Genomic DNA, 16722 nt, shown 5'->3' with positions numbered 1-16722 from the left:
CGCGCTCACTTCTCAGTGAGGCACCTCGGGGGTCTGGAGCATGGTCTGCAGCTTCCGGTAGGTGCTGCGGGCGATGTAGCGCTTGAGCAGGCGGCGGACCTCGGTCTTGGTCTTGCCTGCGGCGAGGTGCCGGTCGCGGAAGTCGCGGGCGGCCGGGTCGTGACTGAGCCGGACGCGGGCGATGGTGTCGAGCGCCGAGTTCAGGCGGCGGTCGCCGTGCCGGTTCAAGCGGTGTCGCTGGGTGTTGCCGCTGGAGGCGGGAATGGGCGCGACGCCGGCGAGGGAGGCGTAGGCGGCCTCGGTGCGGACGCGTCCGTGGTGGGAGTAGGCGGCGATGCAGGCGGCGGCGGTGACCGGGCCGAGCCCGAGCTCGCGCATGAGCTCGGGCGCCATCAGGGTCACGACCCGCTCGAGCTGCTCGTAGTTCTCGCGCAGCTGGCCCTGCAGCGCGCGGACCTGCCTGGCGAGCCGGGTCGCCTCGGCACGGGCGATCGCGTGTGCGACCGAGTCGTCGCGCCGGGTGCGCCAGGCGGCGATCGCTGCGACTTGGGCGTCGCTCAGCGCTCGGCGCGCGTCGTGGCCGAGCTCGACCCCTCGGACCAGCGCGTTCAGGGCGTTGCGGTCCTGCACGCGCTGCCGGTCTAGGAGCCGCCGGGCCGTCAGCAGCAGCTGCAGCGCCTGCCGCAGCTCCCCGGACCGCGGTTGCGCGAGCCGCTCGACCGGTTCGCCCAGCACCGACCGGGCGGCGGCGACTGCGTCGATCTGGTCCGACTTCCCGCGCCCCGCCCGGGCTGCCCGCTTGGGCGGACGCGCCTCGAACACGACGGTCCCGGCGGCCTGCAACCGGGTCGTGAGCGTCGCCCCGTACGAGGCGGTGCCCTCGACCGCGGCGACGTAGCCCGGCGCCCGGCGGCCCGCCCAGGCCAGCGCCCGGTCCAGTCCCGCGGGCGTGACGGGGAACGTCGCGGTCGCCGTGACAGCGCCGGTGGCGGCCTCGACGAGCGCGAACGTGTGGGTCTTGGCATGCGTGTCGACACCCATGACATGGGTGCATCGGTCTGCGACGATGGTCATCGCGGTTCCTCCTCAGGATCGGACCGTGTCGGTGCCGGCCCTGGGAAGTCGCGTCGAGGCAGATCTCTCAAGAGTCACAACCGTCAGGTTGGACAGCCTTCTATCAAGCCATCGGTGCGGGTGGGCCGGCACCGGCCCCCGCGATCGGACAAGTCGAGACCAAGCCACCGCCGAAGCGGGACAGATACGCCGAGAGTCACGACCGCCGGAGTCGCCGCCAGCCTGCCAGCGAGCCCCAGGCCCGCCAATACCCATGAGAGATACGCCGGCTGCGCCGGCTACTCGACGAGCGGTGACTGCGTCAGCCGAGGATGCGCTTCGCGAGCCGCCCGCGCCACGAGCTGAACGGCGGGTAGATGACCCGCAGCGTGTCGATCGCGGTCGGCTTCGACAGCACCGAGCGGTGGTGGCTGAACGCGTCGAACGAGTGCTTGCCGTGGTAGGCGCCCGAGCCGCTCTCGCCCACGCCGCCGAACGGCAGCCCCGCCGCGCCGACGTGCGCGACCGCGATGTTGACGCCGAGCGCGCCCGACGAGGTCTCGCGCTCGACGCGACGCACCGCATCCCGGTCCCTCGCGAAGACGTAGAGCGCGAGCGGCTTCTCTGCGCCGCGCATCGTCTCGATGAAGCCGTCGACGCCGTCGACCGGCAGCACCGGCAGGATGGGGCCGAAGATCTCCTCCTGCATGACGGGGGATGCGTCATCGACGCCCACGAGGATCGTCGGCGCCATGAAGCGGTCGGCCTCGTCGACCTCGCCGCCGGTCACGACCGTGCCGCTGCCGAGCAGCCCCGTGAGGCGCTCGAGGTGGCGGCCGTTGACGATGCGGCCGTAGTCGGGGGAGGTGCGCGCGTCGCCGAGCTGCTCGGCGGTCGCGCGGCGCAGCTCCTCGACGAGCTCGTCGGCGATCTCGCGGTCGACGCGGATGTGGTCGGGCGCGACGCACGTCTGCCCGGCGTTGATCCACTTGCCCCACGCGAGCCGCCGCGCGGTCGCCGGGATGTCGGCGGAGCGGTGCACGTAGGCGGGGCTCTTGCCGCCGAGCTCGAGGATCGTCGGCGTCAGGTGCTTCGCAGCGGCCGCCGCGACGACGCGCGCGATCTTCGCGTTGCCGGTGTAGAAGATGAGGTCCCAGCGCTGCTCGAGCAGGGCCGTCGTCTCGTCGACCGCGCCCTCGACGACCCGCACCGAGCGCGGGTCGAGGTGCTGCGGCGCCAGCTCGGCGAGCAGCGCCGAGGTCGCGGGCGCGACCTCGCTCGGCTTCACGACCGCGGCGCAGCCCGCGGCGATCGCCCCGATGAGCGGGGCGAGCGCGAGCTGCAGCGGGTAGTTCCACGGGGCGATGATGAGCGCGGCGCCGAGCGGCTGCGCCAGCGTCTTCGCCACCGCGGGCTGCAGCGCGAGCGGCGCGGCGACCGGTCGCGGCGCCATCCAGCGGCGCAGCGACCGCTTCGCGGCGCGCGCCTCCGCGACGAGGAAGCCGATCTCGGTGAGGTGCGCCTCGATCTCGCCCTTGCCGAGGTCGGCCTTCAGCGCCGCCTCCCACCGCGACGTGTGCTGCAGCAGCATCGCGGTGAGGCCGTCGAGCTGCCGCTCGCGGTACTCGCGCGGCCGGGTCAGCCCGCTCTCGACCGCCTCGCGCAGCTCGGCGGCGAGGCCGTCGATGGATGCATCGGGCCGGGTCTCGGGGCGGGCGTCGATCGTTGCGCGGTCGCTCATGCGCCCATGCTGGCAGGTGCGGCTATGGCTTGGCTCCGTCGCCCAGCCGCTTCTGCCACGCCCCCTCCGCGCCGACCGCGACGAAGCCGAGCGCCTCGTTGACCGCGAGCATCGGGCGGTTCTCGCTCGCGTTCCAGGTGATGACGCGCGTGCGATCGGGGTGGAGGCGGCCGAGCTGCAGCAGGTTCTCGGCCTTCACGAGCATGCCGAGCCGGTGCCCGCGGTGCTCGGCGTGCACGAGGGTGTCCTCCTGGAACGCTGGGCGCCCGGGCGCGGGGAGCACGAGCACCGTGAACGCGACGGCCTCGCCGCTCGCGCGGTGGATCGCGACCGCCTGCAGGAGCGTCTGCCCCGCTTCGGTCAGCTCGGCCTCGAGCCGCTGCACGCGTGCGGCGTCCCACCGCTCGTCGTCGACGTCGAGGCCCGCGGCCGGCGCGTCGGTGACCATGCGGCCGTGCAGCGTCGCCATCGCGTCGAGCAGCTCCGGCGGCGTCGGGCCCTGCCACGCACGGGTCTCGTAGTCCTCGCCCGCGTGCGCGAGCGCATCCGCCCGGTGCCGCTCGAGGTCGGCGCGCGCCGACTCGACGTCGAGCTCGGAGATGCGGTCGATCTGCTCGAGCGTGTAGCCGAGGGAGGTCGCGAGCCGCGCGGGCGCGTCGAGCGCGATCGCGCCGTGCCCGCTCACGGCGGGCTTCGCCTCGTCGCCCTCGGCAGGCGGCCGGTGGTCGACCCACGACTGCAGCGTCGTCGCGCCGAGCTCGCGGCCGATCTGCTCGAGCCGCTCGGCCATCGCACGCCCGATGCCGCGCCCGCGCTCCTCGGGCACGACCCACGCCGAGACGTAGGCGATGCGCGAGCCCTCCTCGGCGTTGATCGACGCGATCGCGCGGCCGACGTCGCGGCCGCTCTCGACGACGAGGAAGCGGCGCGTCACCTCGTCGTCGGGGTGGCGGAGGCTCGCGACGATCTCGTCGACGGTCGTGTCGTGCGAGTCGTCGCCCCAGTGCGCCTGCGTGACGCGGTTCGCGGCGTGGACGTAGCGCGCGATGCGCGTCAGCCGCGGCTCGTCGAGGTCGTCGGCGGGCGCCTCGAGCTCGAGCCACTCGAGCTGCAGGGCGGTCATCGCGCGTCCTTCCGCTGCCACTGCGCCTCGTACGCGATCGGCTCGAAGCCGCATCGCTCGTTCACCGCGAGCATGGGCCGGTTCTCCTCCGCGTTCCAGGTGACGATGCGCGTCAGCTCGGGCCGGAGCTCCCGCAGTCGCAGCATGTTGTCGAGCTTCAGCAGCATGCCGAGGCCGTGGCCGCGGTGCGGCTGCGTCACGAGGGTGTCGTGCTGACGCGCGACGTCGCCGGTCGTCGGCAGGATGAGGGTCGAGAAGCCCGCGAGCTCGCCCGTCGAGCGCTTGCGCGCCGCGACGGTCATGAGCGAGCGGCCCCCGCCCTGCTTGCCCTGCTCGAACGCCGTCAGCCGCGCGTCGTCCCACGACTCGGGCTCCCACGCGAGCCCCGCGACGGGTGCGTCGACCGACATCCGCTCGTGCAGCATCCGCATGCCCTCGCGGTGCTCGGCGGGCGTCTCGCCGATCCACCGCACGAGCTCGTACCCGCTCGCGCGCTCGAGCCCGGCGGCGTGCCGCGCGTCGAGGTCGCTCAGCCGCGCGAGGTCGGCGACGCTCACGCGGTAGACCTGCTCGAGCTCGAAGCCGCGCGCGACGAGCGGCGCGACCTCGGGATGCGTCGGGTTGGCCGCGCCGTGGCCGGTGCGGGCGGTCACGGGGCCGGTGCGCGCGCCGACGGTGGAGGCCACGATCGTCGAGCGGCCGAGCGCGATCGCCTCGTCGATGCCGCGCGCGACGAGCGCCTCCGCGAGCTCGGTCCGCTCGCCGTGCGGGAGGGTCGGGTCGAGCTGGATGCCGACGTCGGCGACCTCGGTCGAGTCGATGAGGTTCGCGTAGATCGTCACGTCGCCGACGATGCGCGCGCCGAGCCACGCGTAGAGGACGTCGATGCGCTCCGTCTCGTCGGAGCGCAGCAGCGCGGTGAACTCGGGGAGGGTGTTGACGTAGATGCCCTCGCCGAAGCGGGCGGCGTTCGCGCGCTCGTTGAGCTCGTACGCGAGGCGGAGCTCATCGCCGGGCGCGGCGGCGTCGCCGTCGTCGGGCAGCGGCGCGGCGGGGCGGATGTCGATCTGCATGGGTCCTGCCGCTCTGCACCGGCGCCATGCCGGCGGGCAGCATTGCAGGATAGGGTCGCGCGCGCCTGCCGTGCAACACGGTGCCGGAACGGCCCGACGTCAGCCGTTGGGGCAGATTCGCTCCGCTGACTCCTGGTACTCGGGGACGGCCCGGGCTGCTGCGTCGCCTTGCGTGGCAGCCACGCCGTTGCGCTCGATGTCCTCGATCAGCCACTCCATCTCGAAGATCTCGCGCCGCTGAGCCTCACTGATCTCGACGGCGAGCTCGCAGACCCGCACGTCGGCGAGCTCTGCTCGCTCGGAACGGGTGATCGCGAGCGAGTGGTGCGGGATCATCGCGCTCATGAAGCCGGAGTCCTGCACGGTCGTCTGACTCCTGTCCAGGAAGATCCCGCCGCCGAGCAGCAGCACGCTCACGATCACGATCGTGATGTTCGCCTTCACGTTCTTGTACATGTTGAGCATCCACGCGAGCATGATCAGCCCCATCGTGCCCCCCATCGTCAGCGACATGAAGGCCCGGCTCTCGCTCCACCGCACGTGGCTCCACTCGTACGAGCCGACGAACATCGCCGCGTACATCACGACCATCGCGGTCAGGATCATCGCAGCGAAGCGCAGGTACATGCGGTTCGTGCGGCCGGACTCGTGCTGGTCGCCGCCCTCGCGGCCCTCACCTTCGCCGTGCTCGGCGCTCTGGTCATGCTCGCTCATCGACTCGCTCCTGGTCTCGTGCGGCTGTCGCGTCCCATCCGGGCTCCCACGCTAGGCGGGCACATTGCGGCCCGCAACGCGCGCCCTCCGCGCGGCGGTCCTCCGCACGACTACGGTGGTGCGAGCACGAACCGGGAGCCGCATGCACCTCAAGACCCTCACCGTCAAGGGCTTCAAGTCGTTCGCGCGCGCCACGACGTTCCAGTTCGAGCCCGGCGTCACGTGCGTCGTCGGGCCGAACGGCTCCGGCAAGTCGAACGTCGTCGACGCCCTCGCGTGGGTGATGGGCGAGCAGGGCGCGAAGACGCTCCGCGGCGGCAAGATGGAGGACGTCATCTTCGCCGGCACCGCGACGACCGGCCCGCTCGGCCGCGCGCACGTCGAGCTCGTGATCGACAACGCCGACGGCGCGCTCCCGATCGAGTACGCCGAGGTGCAGATCTCCCGCACCCTGTTCCGCAACGGCGGCTCGGAGTACGCGATCAACGGCGAGTCGTGCCGGCTCCTCGACGTGCAGGAGCTGCTGAGCGACTCGGGCCTCGGCCGCGAGATGCACGTCATCGTCGGCCAGGGGCAGCTCGACAGCGTGCTGCAGGCGACGCCCGCCGACCGCCGCGGCTACATCGAGGAGGCCGCGGGCATCCTCAAGCACCGCCGCCGCAAGGAGAAGACGCTCCGCAAGCTCGACGCGATGCAGGCCAACCTCACGCGCCTGCAGGACCTCACGGGCGAGATCCGCCGGCAGCTCAAGCCCCTCGGTCAGCAGGCCGAGATCGCGAAGGAGGCCGCGACGATCCAGGCGACCGTGCGCGACGCTCGCGCGCGGCTCATCGCCGACGAGGTCATCGGGCTGCGCGGCCAGCTCGAGGCGGCCGCGCGCTCGGAGTCGGAGCGGAAGTCCGAGCGCATCGTGCTGCAGGAGCAGCTCGAGCAGGCGAAGCTGCGCGCGAGCCGCATCGAGGAGTCGATGGCGGGCGACGACGTCGACCGGGCCCGCACGGTCGCGCACGCGCTCGAGCGGGAGCTCTCGCGGCTGCAGTCGCTCCACGCGCTCGCGGGCCAGCGGCTCGCCCTCCTCGAGGAGGCGCCCGAGATCGGCGACGCCGGCCCGCTCGTGACGCCCGACATGGTCGCCGCGGCGCGCGACGAGGCGCGATCGCTGCAGGACCGGGTGGCGGATGCGGAGGGCCGGCTCGCGAAGGCGGCCTCGGCGACCGCCGTCGCGCGCGCGAACCTCGACTCGCTCGACGAGGAGATCGCCGCGCAGGCCGCGCTCGTCTCGAAGCACGACCTCGAGGCGGCCGGGCATCGCTCGAAGGTCGACGTCGCGCAGTCGACGCTCGCTGCGCGCGACGCCGAGGTCACGCGCCGCGAGGCGGCGCTCGCGAACGCCGAGCAGCGGCTCGCCGACGCGACCGCGGCCGCCGAGGGGCTCGGCGACGCGGAGGAGGCGGGCGACGCCGAGGCGCTCGCGGTCGCCTACCGCGAGGCCGACGAGCGGCAAGCGGCGCTGTCCGGCGACCTCGACGAGCGGCGCGACGCCCTGCACCGCGTCGAGCGGGAGCGCGACGCCCTCGCGGCCCGCGCCTCGGCCCTGACGGTCGCGCTCGACGCGGGGAACGCATCCGCAGGTCTGCTCGGCGCCGGCATCGACGGGCTCACGGGGCTCGTCGCCGAGCACGTCAAGGTGAAGAAGGGCTTCGAAGCCGCGATCGCGGCGGCGCTCGGCACGCTCGGCGAGGCCGTGCTCGCGCAGTCGCGGGATGCCGCCGCCGCGGCGATCGAGCACGCGCACGAGGCGGGGCTCGGCCGCATCGAGGCGGTCGTCGGCGACGCCGCGCCGATGCGCTTCGACGTGCCGTCGATCGAGGGCGCCGTGCACGCGCCAACGGTCGTGGATGCGCCCGCCGGTGTGCTCGGGGTGCTCGCGCTCACCTTCGTGGTCGACTCGCTCGACGCCGCTCGGGAGGCGGGCCCGCGGATCGCAGCGCTCGAGCTCGGCGGACCGGTGACGATCGTCACGCGCCGCGGCGACTTCGTGACCGAGTACCTCATGCGCGGCGGCTCCGACGACGCGCAGTCGCGGCTCGAGCTGCTCGCCGAGCGCGACGCGGCGACCGAGCAGCTCGAGCGGCTGCGCGCCGACATCGAGCGCGAGGCCGAGGCGCTCGAGCGCGCGCGGCAGGCGCACCAGCAGGCCAAGCGCGCCGCCGCCGACGCGCTCGAGCAGCTGCGCGCGCACGACGCGGCCTCCGCCGCGCGCGGCGAGGAGCGCTCGCGCGTGCGCGCGCGGCTCGAGTCGGCGACCGGGGAGCACGAGCGGGCGCGGGCGGCGCTCGCCGAGGCGCGCACGGGCGTGACGGATGCGTCGGCGGGCGTCGAGTCGGCCCAGCGCGCGCTCGACCGCTTCCTCGCCGAGCCGCGGCCGATCCTCGACGCGTCGGCGCGCGACGGCGTGCTCGCCGAGCTCGAAGCGGCGCGCCAGGCGGAGACCGACCTTCGCGTCGAGCTCGAGACCGCCCGGGAGCGCGTGCGGGCGGAGCTCGCTCGCGCCGAGTCGCTCGCTCGAGACGTCGAGGCGCAGCGGGCTCGCGCCGAGGAGGCGGCCCGTCGCGCGGTGCTGCGCGAGCGGCAGCGCGAGCAGGCCTCGCGCGTGCTCGACGCCATCCCGCCGGTGCTCGGCGTCGCCGAGCGCTCGGTCGCCGAGGCCCGCGGCGTGCTCGCCGAGCGCGAGGCGGCGCGGCGCGACCGCAACGAGGAGCTCGGGAAGCTGCGCCGCAGCGAGGGGGCGCTCCGCGAGCGGCTGCAGGAGCTCACCGAGCACGTGCACGTCGCCGAGATGGAGGCGTACGAGCAGAAGCTGCACCTCTCGAACCTGCTCGAGCGCGCCGGCAGCGAGCTCGGCCTCGAGGAGGCGGTGCTCGTCGCCGAGTACGCACCGGGCGAGGACTGGGACCGCAAGGCGGAGCAGGCGCGGCTCAAGCAGGCGGAGGGCAAGCTCGCGCGGCTCGGCCGCGTCAACCCGCTCGCGCTCGAGGAGTTCGCGGCGCTCGAGCAGCGCCACACGTTCCTCACCGAGCAGCTCGCCGACCTCGCGAAGACGCGCAAGGACCTCGAGCAGATCATCGCCGACCTCGATGTGACGATGGAGACGATCTTCGCTGCGGCGTTCGAGGACACGAAGGCCGCGTTCACCGAGGTCTTCCCGATCCTCTTCCCGGGCGGCTCGGGCGCGCTCACGCTCACGGATCCCGAGAACATGCTCGAGACGGGCGTCGAGGTGACGGTGCGGCCGGCGGGCAAGAAGATCGACCGCATCTCGCTGCTCTCGGGCGGCGAGCGCTCGCTCGCGGCGGTCGCGCTCATGGTCGCGATCTTCAAGGCGCGGCCGAGCCCGTTCTACATCATGGACGAGGTCGAGGCGGCGCTCGACGACGCGAACCTCGGCCGGCTGCTCACGGTCTTCGAGCAGCTGCGCGAGAGCTCGCAGCTCATCATCATCACGCACCAGAAGCGCACGATGGAGATCGCGGATGCGCTCTACGGCGTCTCGATGCGGCAGGACGGGGTCTCGGCGGTCGTCGGGCAGCGGACGACGCGCGAGCGGGAGCCCGTCGACGCCTGAGCTGCTCGCTCACGGCCACTGAGGGAGTCGATCCGCGCCGAATCGCACGACGGGAGTCGAATCTCGACTCCCTGTGTGACATCGACTCCCGCCGTGGCGGCGACTCAGCTGCGAGCGGCGGTGGAATGACCGCGCAGCGGCGGGCGAGCAGCGTCAGCGCAGCGCCGACTCGACGAACACGACGCCGTTGCCGTAGACCTCGTCGAGCGCCGCCTGCATGGAGCCGTCGTCGAAGGTGACCGTGAGCACGACGAGACCGTCCATGCCGACGTGCCCCAGCACATCCGCCCGCTCGAGCGTGTCGAGGTCGGCCTGCACCGCCGCGATCGTCGCCTCGTCGAGGTCGCCCGTCGGGTACTCGATCGCCGGCATCGTGATCGCGGCGAGGTCGAGCAGCTCGCCGGCCTGCGTGACGGTGTGCGACGCGGCGTCGTAGGTGACCTGCATCGCGACCTGCGCCCAGCGCACGCCCTCCATCTCGACGGGCTCGAGCTGCGCCCAGTCGAAGCCGGCGAGCGCCGGGCCGGAGCACTGCGGGGGTGCCGACTCCATGACCGGCCCGAGGCACAGGATCGGGTCGCCGTCGTCGAGCGCGAGCCCGATCGCCATGACGGGCTCCGCGGCGCTCGGCATCGGCAGGCCGGCCAGCTGGGCCTGCGCGTCGGCGCCCGTCGCGACCGGCCGGGCCGGGGCGGCGGGAGCGGCGGTCGCAGACGGGGCCGGCCCGCCGGAACCCGCGGGGGCGGCCGTCGCGCAGCCCGCGACGGCGACGAGGACGACGGTGGCGGCGAGGCCGCCTGTGAGGATGGGGCTGCGGGCGATGCTGCTCATGGCATCACGGTAGGTCGGCGCCGTGCGAAGCACAGCCCAACGTTCGCGACGATTCGATCGTCACGCCTTGTCGAGTCGAGCGTCAGCGCGGCAGCCGCCCCTCGTGCAGCACGCCGTCGGGGTCGGCCGCGTCGCGGATCGACCGCAGCCGCGCGACGTCGTCTGCCGGCGCGCACTGCTCGAGCGTCTCGCCGGGCCCGAGGAACGTCGGCACCATGCGCTCGGCGCGGTGCGGGCGCAGCAGCGCGTCGAGACCGGCGAGCGACGCGAGGCCGGGCTCGACGGGCGTGCCGGGGAACTGCGGCACGAGCGAGTGCGAGATCCACGCCGCCCCGGCGAGCGTCGCGAACGCCGGTCGCGCGGGCTCGTGGAGCACGCCGCCGAGCATCCGCAGCGTGAAGCCGACGAGCGGTCGCTGCTCCTCGCGCGAGCGCCACGCGAAGAAGTCGTCGATCGCCGCGTCGGGCAGCTCGGCGAGGGCGTGCGAGCTGCCGCCGCCGGGCGAGGGCTCCTCGGGCTCCATCGACATCGCCGCCATGCCGGCCTGCGTGATGGGGCCGAGCCGCTCCTCCGTCGGCGTCGCGGCGGCCCGCAGCGCCTCGAGCAGCGCGAGGTCGCTCTCCGAGCGGGCGAGCACCTCGACGGTGACGAAGCTCTGCCCGCGGATGTGCTCGGGCAGCATCGGCGCGTCGGGCATGCGCATCGACGAGACGAACGCGCCCAGGCCCTCCGGCGCATCCGCCGCCGCGTCGCGCACGACGCGGAAGACCGTCGGCCCGTCGGCCGCGTCGAACGACAGCACGCCGCCGACCATGCCCGGCGCCTCGAGCAGGTCGACCTCGAGCTGCGTGACGATGCCGACGAGGCCGCCCGCGCCGCGGAGCGCCCACATCGTGTCGGGGTCGGATGCGTCGTCGACGCGCTCGTGCGTGCCGTCCGGTCGGAGGATCCACGCGGCCCGCAGCGACTGGGCGCCGAGCCCCGCCCAGCGGCTGAGCCACGAGTGGCCGCCGCCCGTGAGGTAGCCCGCGGGTGTTACGACGCGGCTCGTGCCGGAGGGGATGACGAGGCCCGTGCCGTCGAGGGCGTCGATCACCGGGCCCCACGTGACGCCCGCGCCGATCGTCGCGACGCGCGCATCGGCGTCGATGTCGAAGCGGTCGAAGGCGGCGGTGCGCACGAGGATCGAGCGCTCGAGCGCGCTGGAGGCGCCGTGGCCGCTCGGCTGCACGGCGATCGCGACGCCCGCGTCGCGGGCGGCCGCGAGGATCGCCCGCAGGTCGTCGAGGCCGTCGGGGTGGGCGACCGCGAGCGGCCGCTGGTCGATCGAGAGGTTCCAGGGGGAGCGCTCGGCGTCGAACGCGGGGTCGTCCGGCAGCGTGAGGCGGCCGGAGAGGGAGGAGGCGAGCGAGGAGAGATCGGGCGCGGTCATCTCTGATGCGGCGCCCTGCCGCTGTGCAGTCACGCGCGGGACGCTACTCGCGGCCGCCCACGCACGCCAGGGGTCTCCTGTGCGGCTGTGCGGCGATCGGGCACATGGCGCACGTGCTCGGATGTGGCTACAATCTGCCCATGACAAGCGCCACAAGCGAGCGTCGCGTCGGCATCCGTGCGCTCCGCGACGGACTCAGCGCCGAGCTGCAGCGGGTCAAGCGAGGCGAGACGATCCAGGTGACCGAGCACGGGCGCGTGATCGCCCTGATCATCCCCGCGCGACACGAGAGCAGCATCGAGCGGCTGGTCGCCGAGGGTCTGATCGAGCTGCCCCTCGACTCGAGTCGTGAGCTGCCCGCACGCGTCCCGGCACGCGGGAGCGTGAGCGAGCTGGTCGCCGACCAGCGGCGATGATCGCGTGCTTCGACACCTCGGCGATCGTCCCGCTGCTCGTCGAGGAGCCGACGTCGGCGCGCTGCGAGCTCGCGTGGCGGAGCGCGGCGCGCGTGCACGTCGCTGCGGTCACGATCGCAGAGACCGCCGCGGCGCTCGCTCAAGCCATGCGCATGGGCCGCATCGATGCCCGCGGGCTCGACGACGCCTTGCGCGGCGCCGAGCGACTGTGGGCGCGCTGCTCCATCAGCCCGCTCTCCGCTGAGCTCGCGCGCCGCGCAGCCGTGCTCGCAGTGGAGCACGGCTTGCGCGGCTTCGACGCGGTGCACTGCGCCACAGGGCTGGTCATGCGTGACGTCGGCGGCGTCGGCGTGGCCGGCGATCGCGCACTGCTCGACGCCTGGCGGGCGGCCGGCATGCCCGTGATCGACATCACCCGCTGAGGGATCGACGCGCTGCAGCACCGGGTACGGCGCTCGTGCGGCGGCCGAGCGCCGCACCCGGATGGGAGGATCGAGCGGTGACCGATCGCGACGCGCTCTTCGCCGGCCTCCGCCGCTGGCCCGACGTGGAGGACCCGACGCTCCAGGCGCACGACGCCTCGGACGAGCTCATCCTCGACGAGGCCGCAAAGCTCGGCCCGCTCGGCGAGGTCGTCGTCATCGGCGACCGCCACGGCGCGCTCACCCTCGGCGCGCTCGCCGCCGGTGCGAGCCGCGTGCGCGTGCACCAGGACTCGATCGTCGGCGAGCGCGCGCTCGACGCCAACGCCGAGCGCACGGGCCTCACCGCATTCGCGCACCACGACCTCGACGCATCCCTCGTCGAGGGCGCGCGCCTTGTGCTGCTGCAGCTGCCCCGCGCGCTCGACGCCCTCGACGAGATCGCCGAGCTCGTCGCGACGCACGCGGCCGACGACGTCGTGCTCATCGCGGGCGGCCGCGTCAAGCACATGTCGATGAGCATGAACGCGCTGCTCGGCCGCAGCTTCAAGCACGTGCACGCGAGCCTCGGCCGCCGCAAGTCGCGCGTGCTGCACGCCGAGCGGCCGCTGCGGCCCGGCATCAGCTGGCCACGCTCGCGCACCCACCGCCTCGGCCGCGGCTCGCTCACGGTCGTCGCGCACGGCGCCGCGTTCGCGGGCACGTCGATCGACATCGGCGCGCAGACCCTGCTCGCGCACCTCGACGAGATGCCGGATGCGTCGCACGCGATCGACCTCGCGTGCGGCACGGGGGTGCTGGGCGTCGCACTCGCGCAGGGCCGCCCCGACGTGCAGGTGCTCGCGACCGACGCCTCGGCCGCAGCGATCGCCTCGACCCGCGCGACTTCGGCGGCCAACGGGGTCGCCGAGCGCGTCGAGGCGCGGCAGGCCGACGGCCTCGAGGGCGTGCCCGACGGGAGCGCCGGCCTCATCCTGCTCAACCCGCCGTTCCACATCGGCGCCGCCGTGCACACCGGCATCGCGGAGCGGCTCATCGCCGACGCGGGCCGCGCGCTCGCGCCCGGCGGCGAGCTGTGGTGCGTCTGGAACAGCCACCTCGGCTACCGCGCGGCGCTCGACGCGGTCGGCCGCACGCGGCAGGTGAGTCGCAACCCGAAGTTCACGGTCACCGCGACGCGGCGCTGAAGCGCTACGCGGCGGGGGGAGCAGCCGCTGGCGCAGCCGGTGCCGCCGCGGCCCAGCAGCGCAGCATGAGGGCCGAGCGGTGCCCGGCGCAGTCGGCGGCGAACGCGGCGAGGTCGTCGATGCTGAGCAGCCGCGCGCCCTTCCGCACCGCGACGTCGCCGAGCAGCAGCACGTCGGGGTCGCCGAGCCGCAGCGAGAGGTAGCCGACCGTCCACGGGCCGATGCCCTTGAGCTCGAGCAGCCGCGCGCGCATGGCTTCGAGGTCGGATGCGGGGGAGACGTCGATCGCGCCCGTCGCGACCGCCTCGGCGGCGCGGCGCACGGCTGCGGTCTTCGCCGCGGGGCCGCGCAGCACGCCGGCGCCCTCCGCGACCTGCGCCATCGTCGGGAAGCAGCGCTCGATCCCCTTGCCCGCGAGCGCCGGGGGCAGCGGATCACCGAGGGCGGCGAGGAGCGCGAGCTGCTGCGTCGCCGCGACGACCGAGATCTGCTGCCCGACGATCGCGCGCACGAGCATCTCGTGCGCGTCCGCGCAGCCGGGCTGGGCGAGCGCGGGCGCGGCCTCGAGCGCTTGGGCGAGCGCCGGCACGCCGTGCCGCGCCGCCGCCCACGCGAGCCGCGCATCCGCCTCGTGCCGCGCATCCGCCCCGTCGAGGTCGAACACGCGCGCGAGGTCGGGGTCGTCGGTCGTCGCGAGCTCGCCCTCGACCGTCGCCGTCGCGACGCGCGGCCCCGGGAGGGCGCGGCGGTAGCCGTCAGCCGCCACGACCTCGACGCCGGGCACCGCGCGCGGCCGCAGCCACGCGAGGATGCCCGGCGCTCCGGTCATGCGTCAGACCTGGCGGTCGTCACGCTCGTCGAACTCGCGGCCCTCGCGGATGCGTCGGCGCAGCTCCTCGAGGTCCTCGGCCGGCATGTCCTCTCGCGCGGCCTCGCGCACGACGTCGGCCGAGAAGTCGGCGACCGGCGCCTCCTTGCCGTGCGCGTCGACGACCGTGAGCGTGCCCGTGTCGTTGTGCTCGACGCGCAACGGCCGGTGGAAGGTCGTGCCCATCGCGTCGACGATGTGGTAGTGCCCGTCCGCGCCGAGCTCGGCCTCCGAGGGGCCGATGTGGAGCGACGTGTCGCCCGTCTCCTTGCCCTTCACGCGGATGCGGATGAGCGAGGCGACGGTCGCGATGACCATCGACGCGAGGATGACGATGAGCGAGTGCCACGTCTCGATGTGGGGCACCCACGTGATCGGCTCGCCGCCGTTGATGAACGGCAGGTCGTTCTTCTCCATCGCGTGGAAGACGAGCTTGACGCCGATGAAGCCGAGGATCGCCGCGATGCCGTAGTGCAGGTAGACGAGCCGATCGAGCAGGCCGCCGAGCAGGAAGTAGAGCTGGCGGAGGCCCATGAGCGCGAAGATGTTGCACGCGAAGACGAGGAACGGATCGGTCGTGACCGAGAAGATCGCGGGGATGGAGTCGATCGCGAACAGCAGGTCGGTCGTGCCGAGCGCGATGATCACCATGAGGAACGGCGTGAAGTAGGTCACGCCCTCCGACTTCAGGCGGATCTTGCCGCCGTTCCACGTGTCGGTGAAGTTGAAGCGCTTCTTGAGCAGGCGGACGGCGAAGTTGTCCTTCTCGCCCGCGTCGTCGTCGTGGCCGAACGCCTGCTGCCACGCGACGTAGACGAGGTACGCGCCGAAGATGTAGAAGAGCCACGAGAACGACTCGATGAGCTGCACGCCGACGAGGATGAAGATGCCGCGCAGCACGATCGCGATCAGGATGCCGATCATGAGCACCCGCTGCTGCATCTCCTTCGGCACCGAGAAGCGGCTGAGGATGATGATGAAGACGAAGAGGTTGTCGATCGACAGCGAGTACTCGAGCAGCCAGCCGGTGACGAACTCGCCCGCCTTCTGCTGCTCGCCGGAGATGAACAGCACGCCGGCGAACACGAGCGCGAGCGACACGTAGAGCGCGACCCAGCCGGTCGCCTCCTTCATCGACGGCACGTGCGGCCGCTTCACGACGATGAGCAGGTCGAAGATGAGGATCGCGACGAGCACCGCCATGGAGGCGATCTCGAAGATCTGGTACGGGGTCAAGGGCTGCGCCTCTCAATGGGTACGGGAAGGGCGCGAACGTCTCTCCCGCGCGGATCGCGCCGCCGCGACCGGGGGCCCCGGGGCCCCGTGATGACGATCGCGGCGTGACGGGATACTCCCCTTCGCCAGGGGACGAGTCTAGCGGGCGGCCCGCCTAGCATGGAGCCATGGCAGCGAAGTGGTCTCTCACCGGCGCCCTCAAGGGCATGTTCCAGCGCGAGACGATCACCGAGGAGACGTGGGACGACCTCGAGACGGCCCTCATCACCGCCGACTTCGGCCCCGACATCACCGAGCAGCTGATCGAGGCGCTCCGCGCCGACGTCGACCGGCTCATGGTCGACGACCCGAAGGACCTCAAGCGCATGCTGCGGGAGCGGCTCGAGGAGCGCTTCGCCGAGTTCGACCCGACGCTCTCGCTCAAGGAGCGGCCGGCGGTCATCCTCGTCGTGGGCGTCAACGGCGTCGGCAAGACGACGACGATCGGCAAGCTCGCGCGCTTCCTCGTGCGCAACGGCCAGTCGGTCGTGGTCGGCGCGGCCGACACGTTCCGCGCCGCGGCGGTCGAGCAGCTCGGCACGTGGGCGCAGCGCGCGGGGAGCGCGATCGTGCGCCCGGAGCGCGAGGGCCAGGATCCCGCATCCGTCGCCTTCCAGACGGTCGAGGCGGCGAAGGCGCACGGGCACGCGATGTGCATCATCGACACCGCCGGCCGCCTGCACACGAAGGGCGGGCTCATGGATGAGCTCGGCAAGATCAAGCGCGTGATCGAGAAGCAGTCGCCGATCGCGGAGGTGCTGCTCGTGCTCGACGCGACGACGGGCCAGAACGGCGTGAACCAGGCGATGGCGTTCATCGAGCACGCCGGCATCACGGGGCTCGTCGTGACGAAGCTCGACGGGAGCGCGAAGGGCGGCTTCATCCTCGCCGTGCAGGAGCGCACCGGCATCCCGATCAAGCTCATCGGGCAGGGCGAGGACATCGACGACCTGACGGGGTTC

General features: G+C 73.4%; 14 protein-coding genes. 5 read left to right on the top strand and 9 right to left on the bottom strand.

The window, feature by feature from the left end; translation table 11 throughout:
- Positions 1-12 precede the first annotated feature (12 nt).
- From L332_RS26945 to L332_RS26930, 5 genes are all read right to left on the bottom strand, one after another.
- Positions 13-1074: an IS110 family RNA-guided transposase gene (locus L332_RS26945; protein ID WP_021011458.1), complete on the bottom strand. Its 1062-nt coding sequence runs from the start codon at positions 1072-1074 to the stop codon at positions 13-15.
- Positions 1075-1375: 301 nt separating this feature from the next.
- A complete protein-coding gene (locus L332_RS26940; RefSeq protein ID WP_021011457.1) occupies positions 1376-2794 on the bottom strand; it encodes an aldehyde dehydrogenase family protein in 1419 nt (472 codons plus the stop codon).
- A gap of 22 nt (positions 2795-2816) precedes the next feature.
- On the bottom strand, positions 2817-3917 hold the full coding sequence (locus tag L332_RS26935; protein WP_021011456.1) for a GNAT family N-acetyltransferase: 1101 nt from the start codon (positions 3915-3917) through the stop codon (positions 2817-2819).
- Positions 3914-4990, bottom strand: coding sequence for a GNAT family N-acetyltransferase (locus L332_RS29610; RefSeq protein ID WP_021011455.1), 1077 nt, complete (start codon positions 4988-4990; stop codon positions 3914-3916). The genes L332_RS26935 and L332_RS29610 overlap by 4 nt, the downstream gene beginning before the upstream one ends.
- 99 nt (positions 4991-5089) lie before the next feature.
- Positions 5090-5704: a DUF305 domain-containing protein gene (locus tag L332_RS26930; RefSeq protein ID WP_021011454.1), complete on the bottom strand. Its 615-nt coding sequence runs from the start codon at positions 5702-5704 to the stop codon at positions 5090-5092.
- A 142-nt stretch (positions 5705-5846) separates the two neighbouring features.
- Here L332_RS26930 and smc point away from each other — a divergent pair, with 142 nt between their 5' ends.
- On the top strand, positions 5847-9329 hold the full coding sequence (smc, locus tag L332_RS26925; protein WP_021011453.1) for a chromosome segregation protein SMC: 3483 nt from the start codon (positions 5847-5849) through the stop codon (positions 9327-9329).
- 153 nt (positions 9330-9482) lie between these two features.
- On the opposite strand, the gene L332_RS0115685 is transcribed toward smc, so the two are convergent.
- Positions 9483-10160, bottom strand: coding sequence for a hypothetical protein (locus L332_RS0115685; RefSeq protein ID WP_021065103.1), 678 nt, complete (start codon positions 10158-10160; stop codon positions 9483-9485).
- Positions 10161-10242: 82 nt separating this feature from the next.
- The gene (locus L332_RS26920; protein WP_144061097.1) at positions 10243-11625 is read right to left on the bottom strand and encodes an FAD-binding oxidoreductase; all 1383 of its coding nucleotides are present in this window, start codon (positions 11623-11625) and stop codon (positions 10243-10245) included.
- Positions 11626-11696: 71 nt separating this feature from the next.
- Between L332_RS26920 and L332_RS26915 the strand changes: the two genes are divergently transcribed.
- The 3 genes from L332_RS26915 to L332_RS26905 all read left to right on the top strand — a co-directional run bounded on the left by L332_RS26915 (position 11697) and on the right by L332_RS26905 (position 13617).
- On the top strand, positions 11697-12008 hold the full coding sequence (locus L332_RS26915) for a type II toxin-antitoxin system Phd/YefM family antitoxin (protein WP_200860980.1): 312 nt from the start codon (positions 11697-11699) through the stop codon (positions 12006-12008).
- Positions 12005-12430 (top strand): type II toxin-antitoxin system VapC family toxin, encoded by a 426-nt coding sequence (locus tag L332_RS26910; protein WP_021011449.1) that lies wholly within the window; start codon positions 12005-12007, stop codon positions 12428-12430. Before L332_RS26915 ends, L332_RS26910 begins: the two co-directional genes overlap by 4 nt.
- A gap of 77 nt (positions 12431-12507) precedes the next feature.
- Entirely contained in the window at positions 12508-13617 is a 1110-nt protein-coding gene (locus L332_RS26905) for a class I SAM-dependent methyltransferase (protein ID WP_021011448.1), read from the top strand.
- Positions 13618-13621: 4 nt separating this feature from the next.
- On the opposite strand, the gene L332_RS0115680 is transcribed toward L332_RS26905, so the two are convergent.
- Together L332_RS0115680 and L332_RS0115675 are read right to left on the bottom strand one after the other, a co-directional pair.
- The gene (locus L332_RS0115680) at positions 13622-14446 is read right to left on the bottom strand and encodes a DNA-3-methyladenine glycosylase family protein (RefSeq protein ID WP_021011447.1); all 825 of its coding nucleotides are present in this window, start codon (positions 14444-14446) and stop codon (positions 13622-13624) included.
- 3 nt (positions 14447-14449) lie between these two features.
- Positions 14450-15721 (bottom strand): TerC family protein, encoded by a 1272-nt coding sequence (locus L332_RS0115675; protein WP_021011446.1) that lies wholly within the window; start codon positions 15719-15721, stop codon positions 14450-14452.
- Positions 15722-15888: 167 nt separating this feature from the next.
- On the opposite strand from L332_RS0115675, the gene ftsY reads away from it, so the two are divergent.
- On the top strand, positions 15889-16722 hold an 834-nt coding region (ftsY, locus tag L332_RS0115670; protein WP_041204127.1), incomplete at its 3' end, for a signal recognition particle-docking protein FtsY.

This window comes from Agrococcus pavilionensis RW1, from assembly GCF_000400485.1.
Lineage (GTDB): Bacteria > Actinomycetota > Actinomycetes > Actinomycetales > Microbacteriaceae > Agrococcus > Agrococcus pavilionensis.
This window is presented reverse-complemented; position numbering and strand designations above follow the sequence as displayed.

Coding starts and splice junctions, on each gene's coding strand:
- L332_RS26945 (WP_021011458.1), bottom strand. CDS start 1,074: ATGACCATCGTCGCAGACCGATGCACCCATGTCATGGGTGTCGACACG.
- L332_RS26940 (WP_021011457.1), bottom strand. CDS start 2,794: ATGAGCGACCGCGCAACGATCGACGCCCGCCCCGAGACCCGGCCCGAT.
- L332_RS26935 (WP_021011456.1), bottom strand. CDS start 3,917: ATGACCGCCCTGCAGCTCGAGTGGCTCGAGCTCGAGGCGCCCGCCGAC.
- L332_RS29610 (WP_021011455.1), bottom strand. CDS start 4,990: ATGCAGATCGACATCCGCCCCGCCGCGCCGCTGCCCGACGACGGCGAC.
- L332_RS26930 (WP_021011454.1), bottom strand. CDS start 5,704: ATGAGCGAGCATGACCAGAGCGCCGAGCACGGCGAAGGTGAGGGCCGC.
- smc (WP_021011453.1), top strand. CDS start 5,847: ATGCACCTCAAGACCCTCACCGTCAAGGGCTTCAAGTCGTTCGCGCGC.
- L332_RS0115685 (WP_021065103.1), bottom strand. CDS start 10,160: ATGAGCAGCATCGCCCGCAGCCCCATCCTCACAGGCGGCCTCGCCGCC.
- L332_RS26915 (WP_200860980.1), top strand. CDS start 11,697: ATGGCGCACGTGCTCGGATGTGGCTACAATCTGCCCATGACAAGCGCC.
- L332_RS26910 (WP_021011449.1), top strand. CDS start 12,005: ATGATCGCGTGCTTCGACACCTCGGCGATCGTCCCGCTGCTCGTCGAG.
- L332_RS0115680 (WP_021011447.1), bottom strand. CDS start 14,446: ATGACCGGAGCGCCGGGCATCCTCGCGTGGCTGCGGCCGCGCGCGGTG.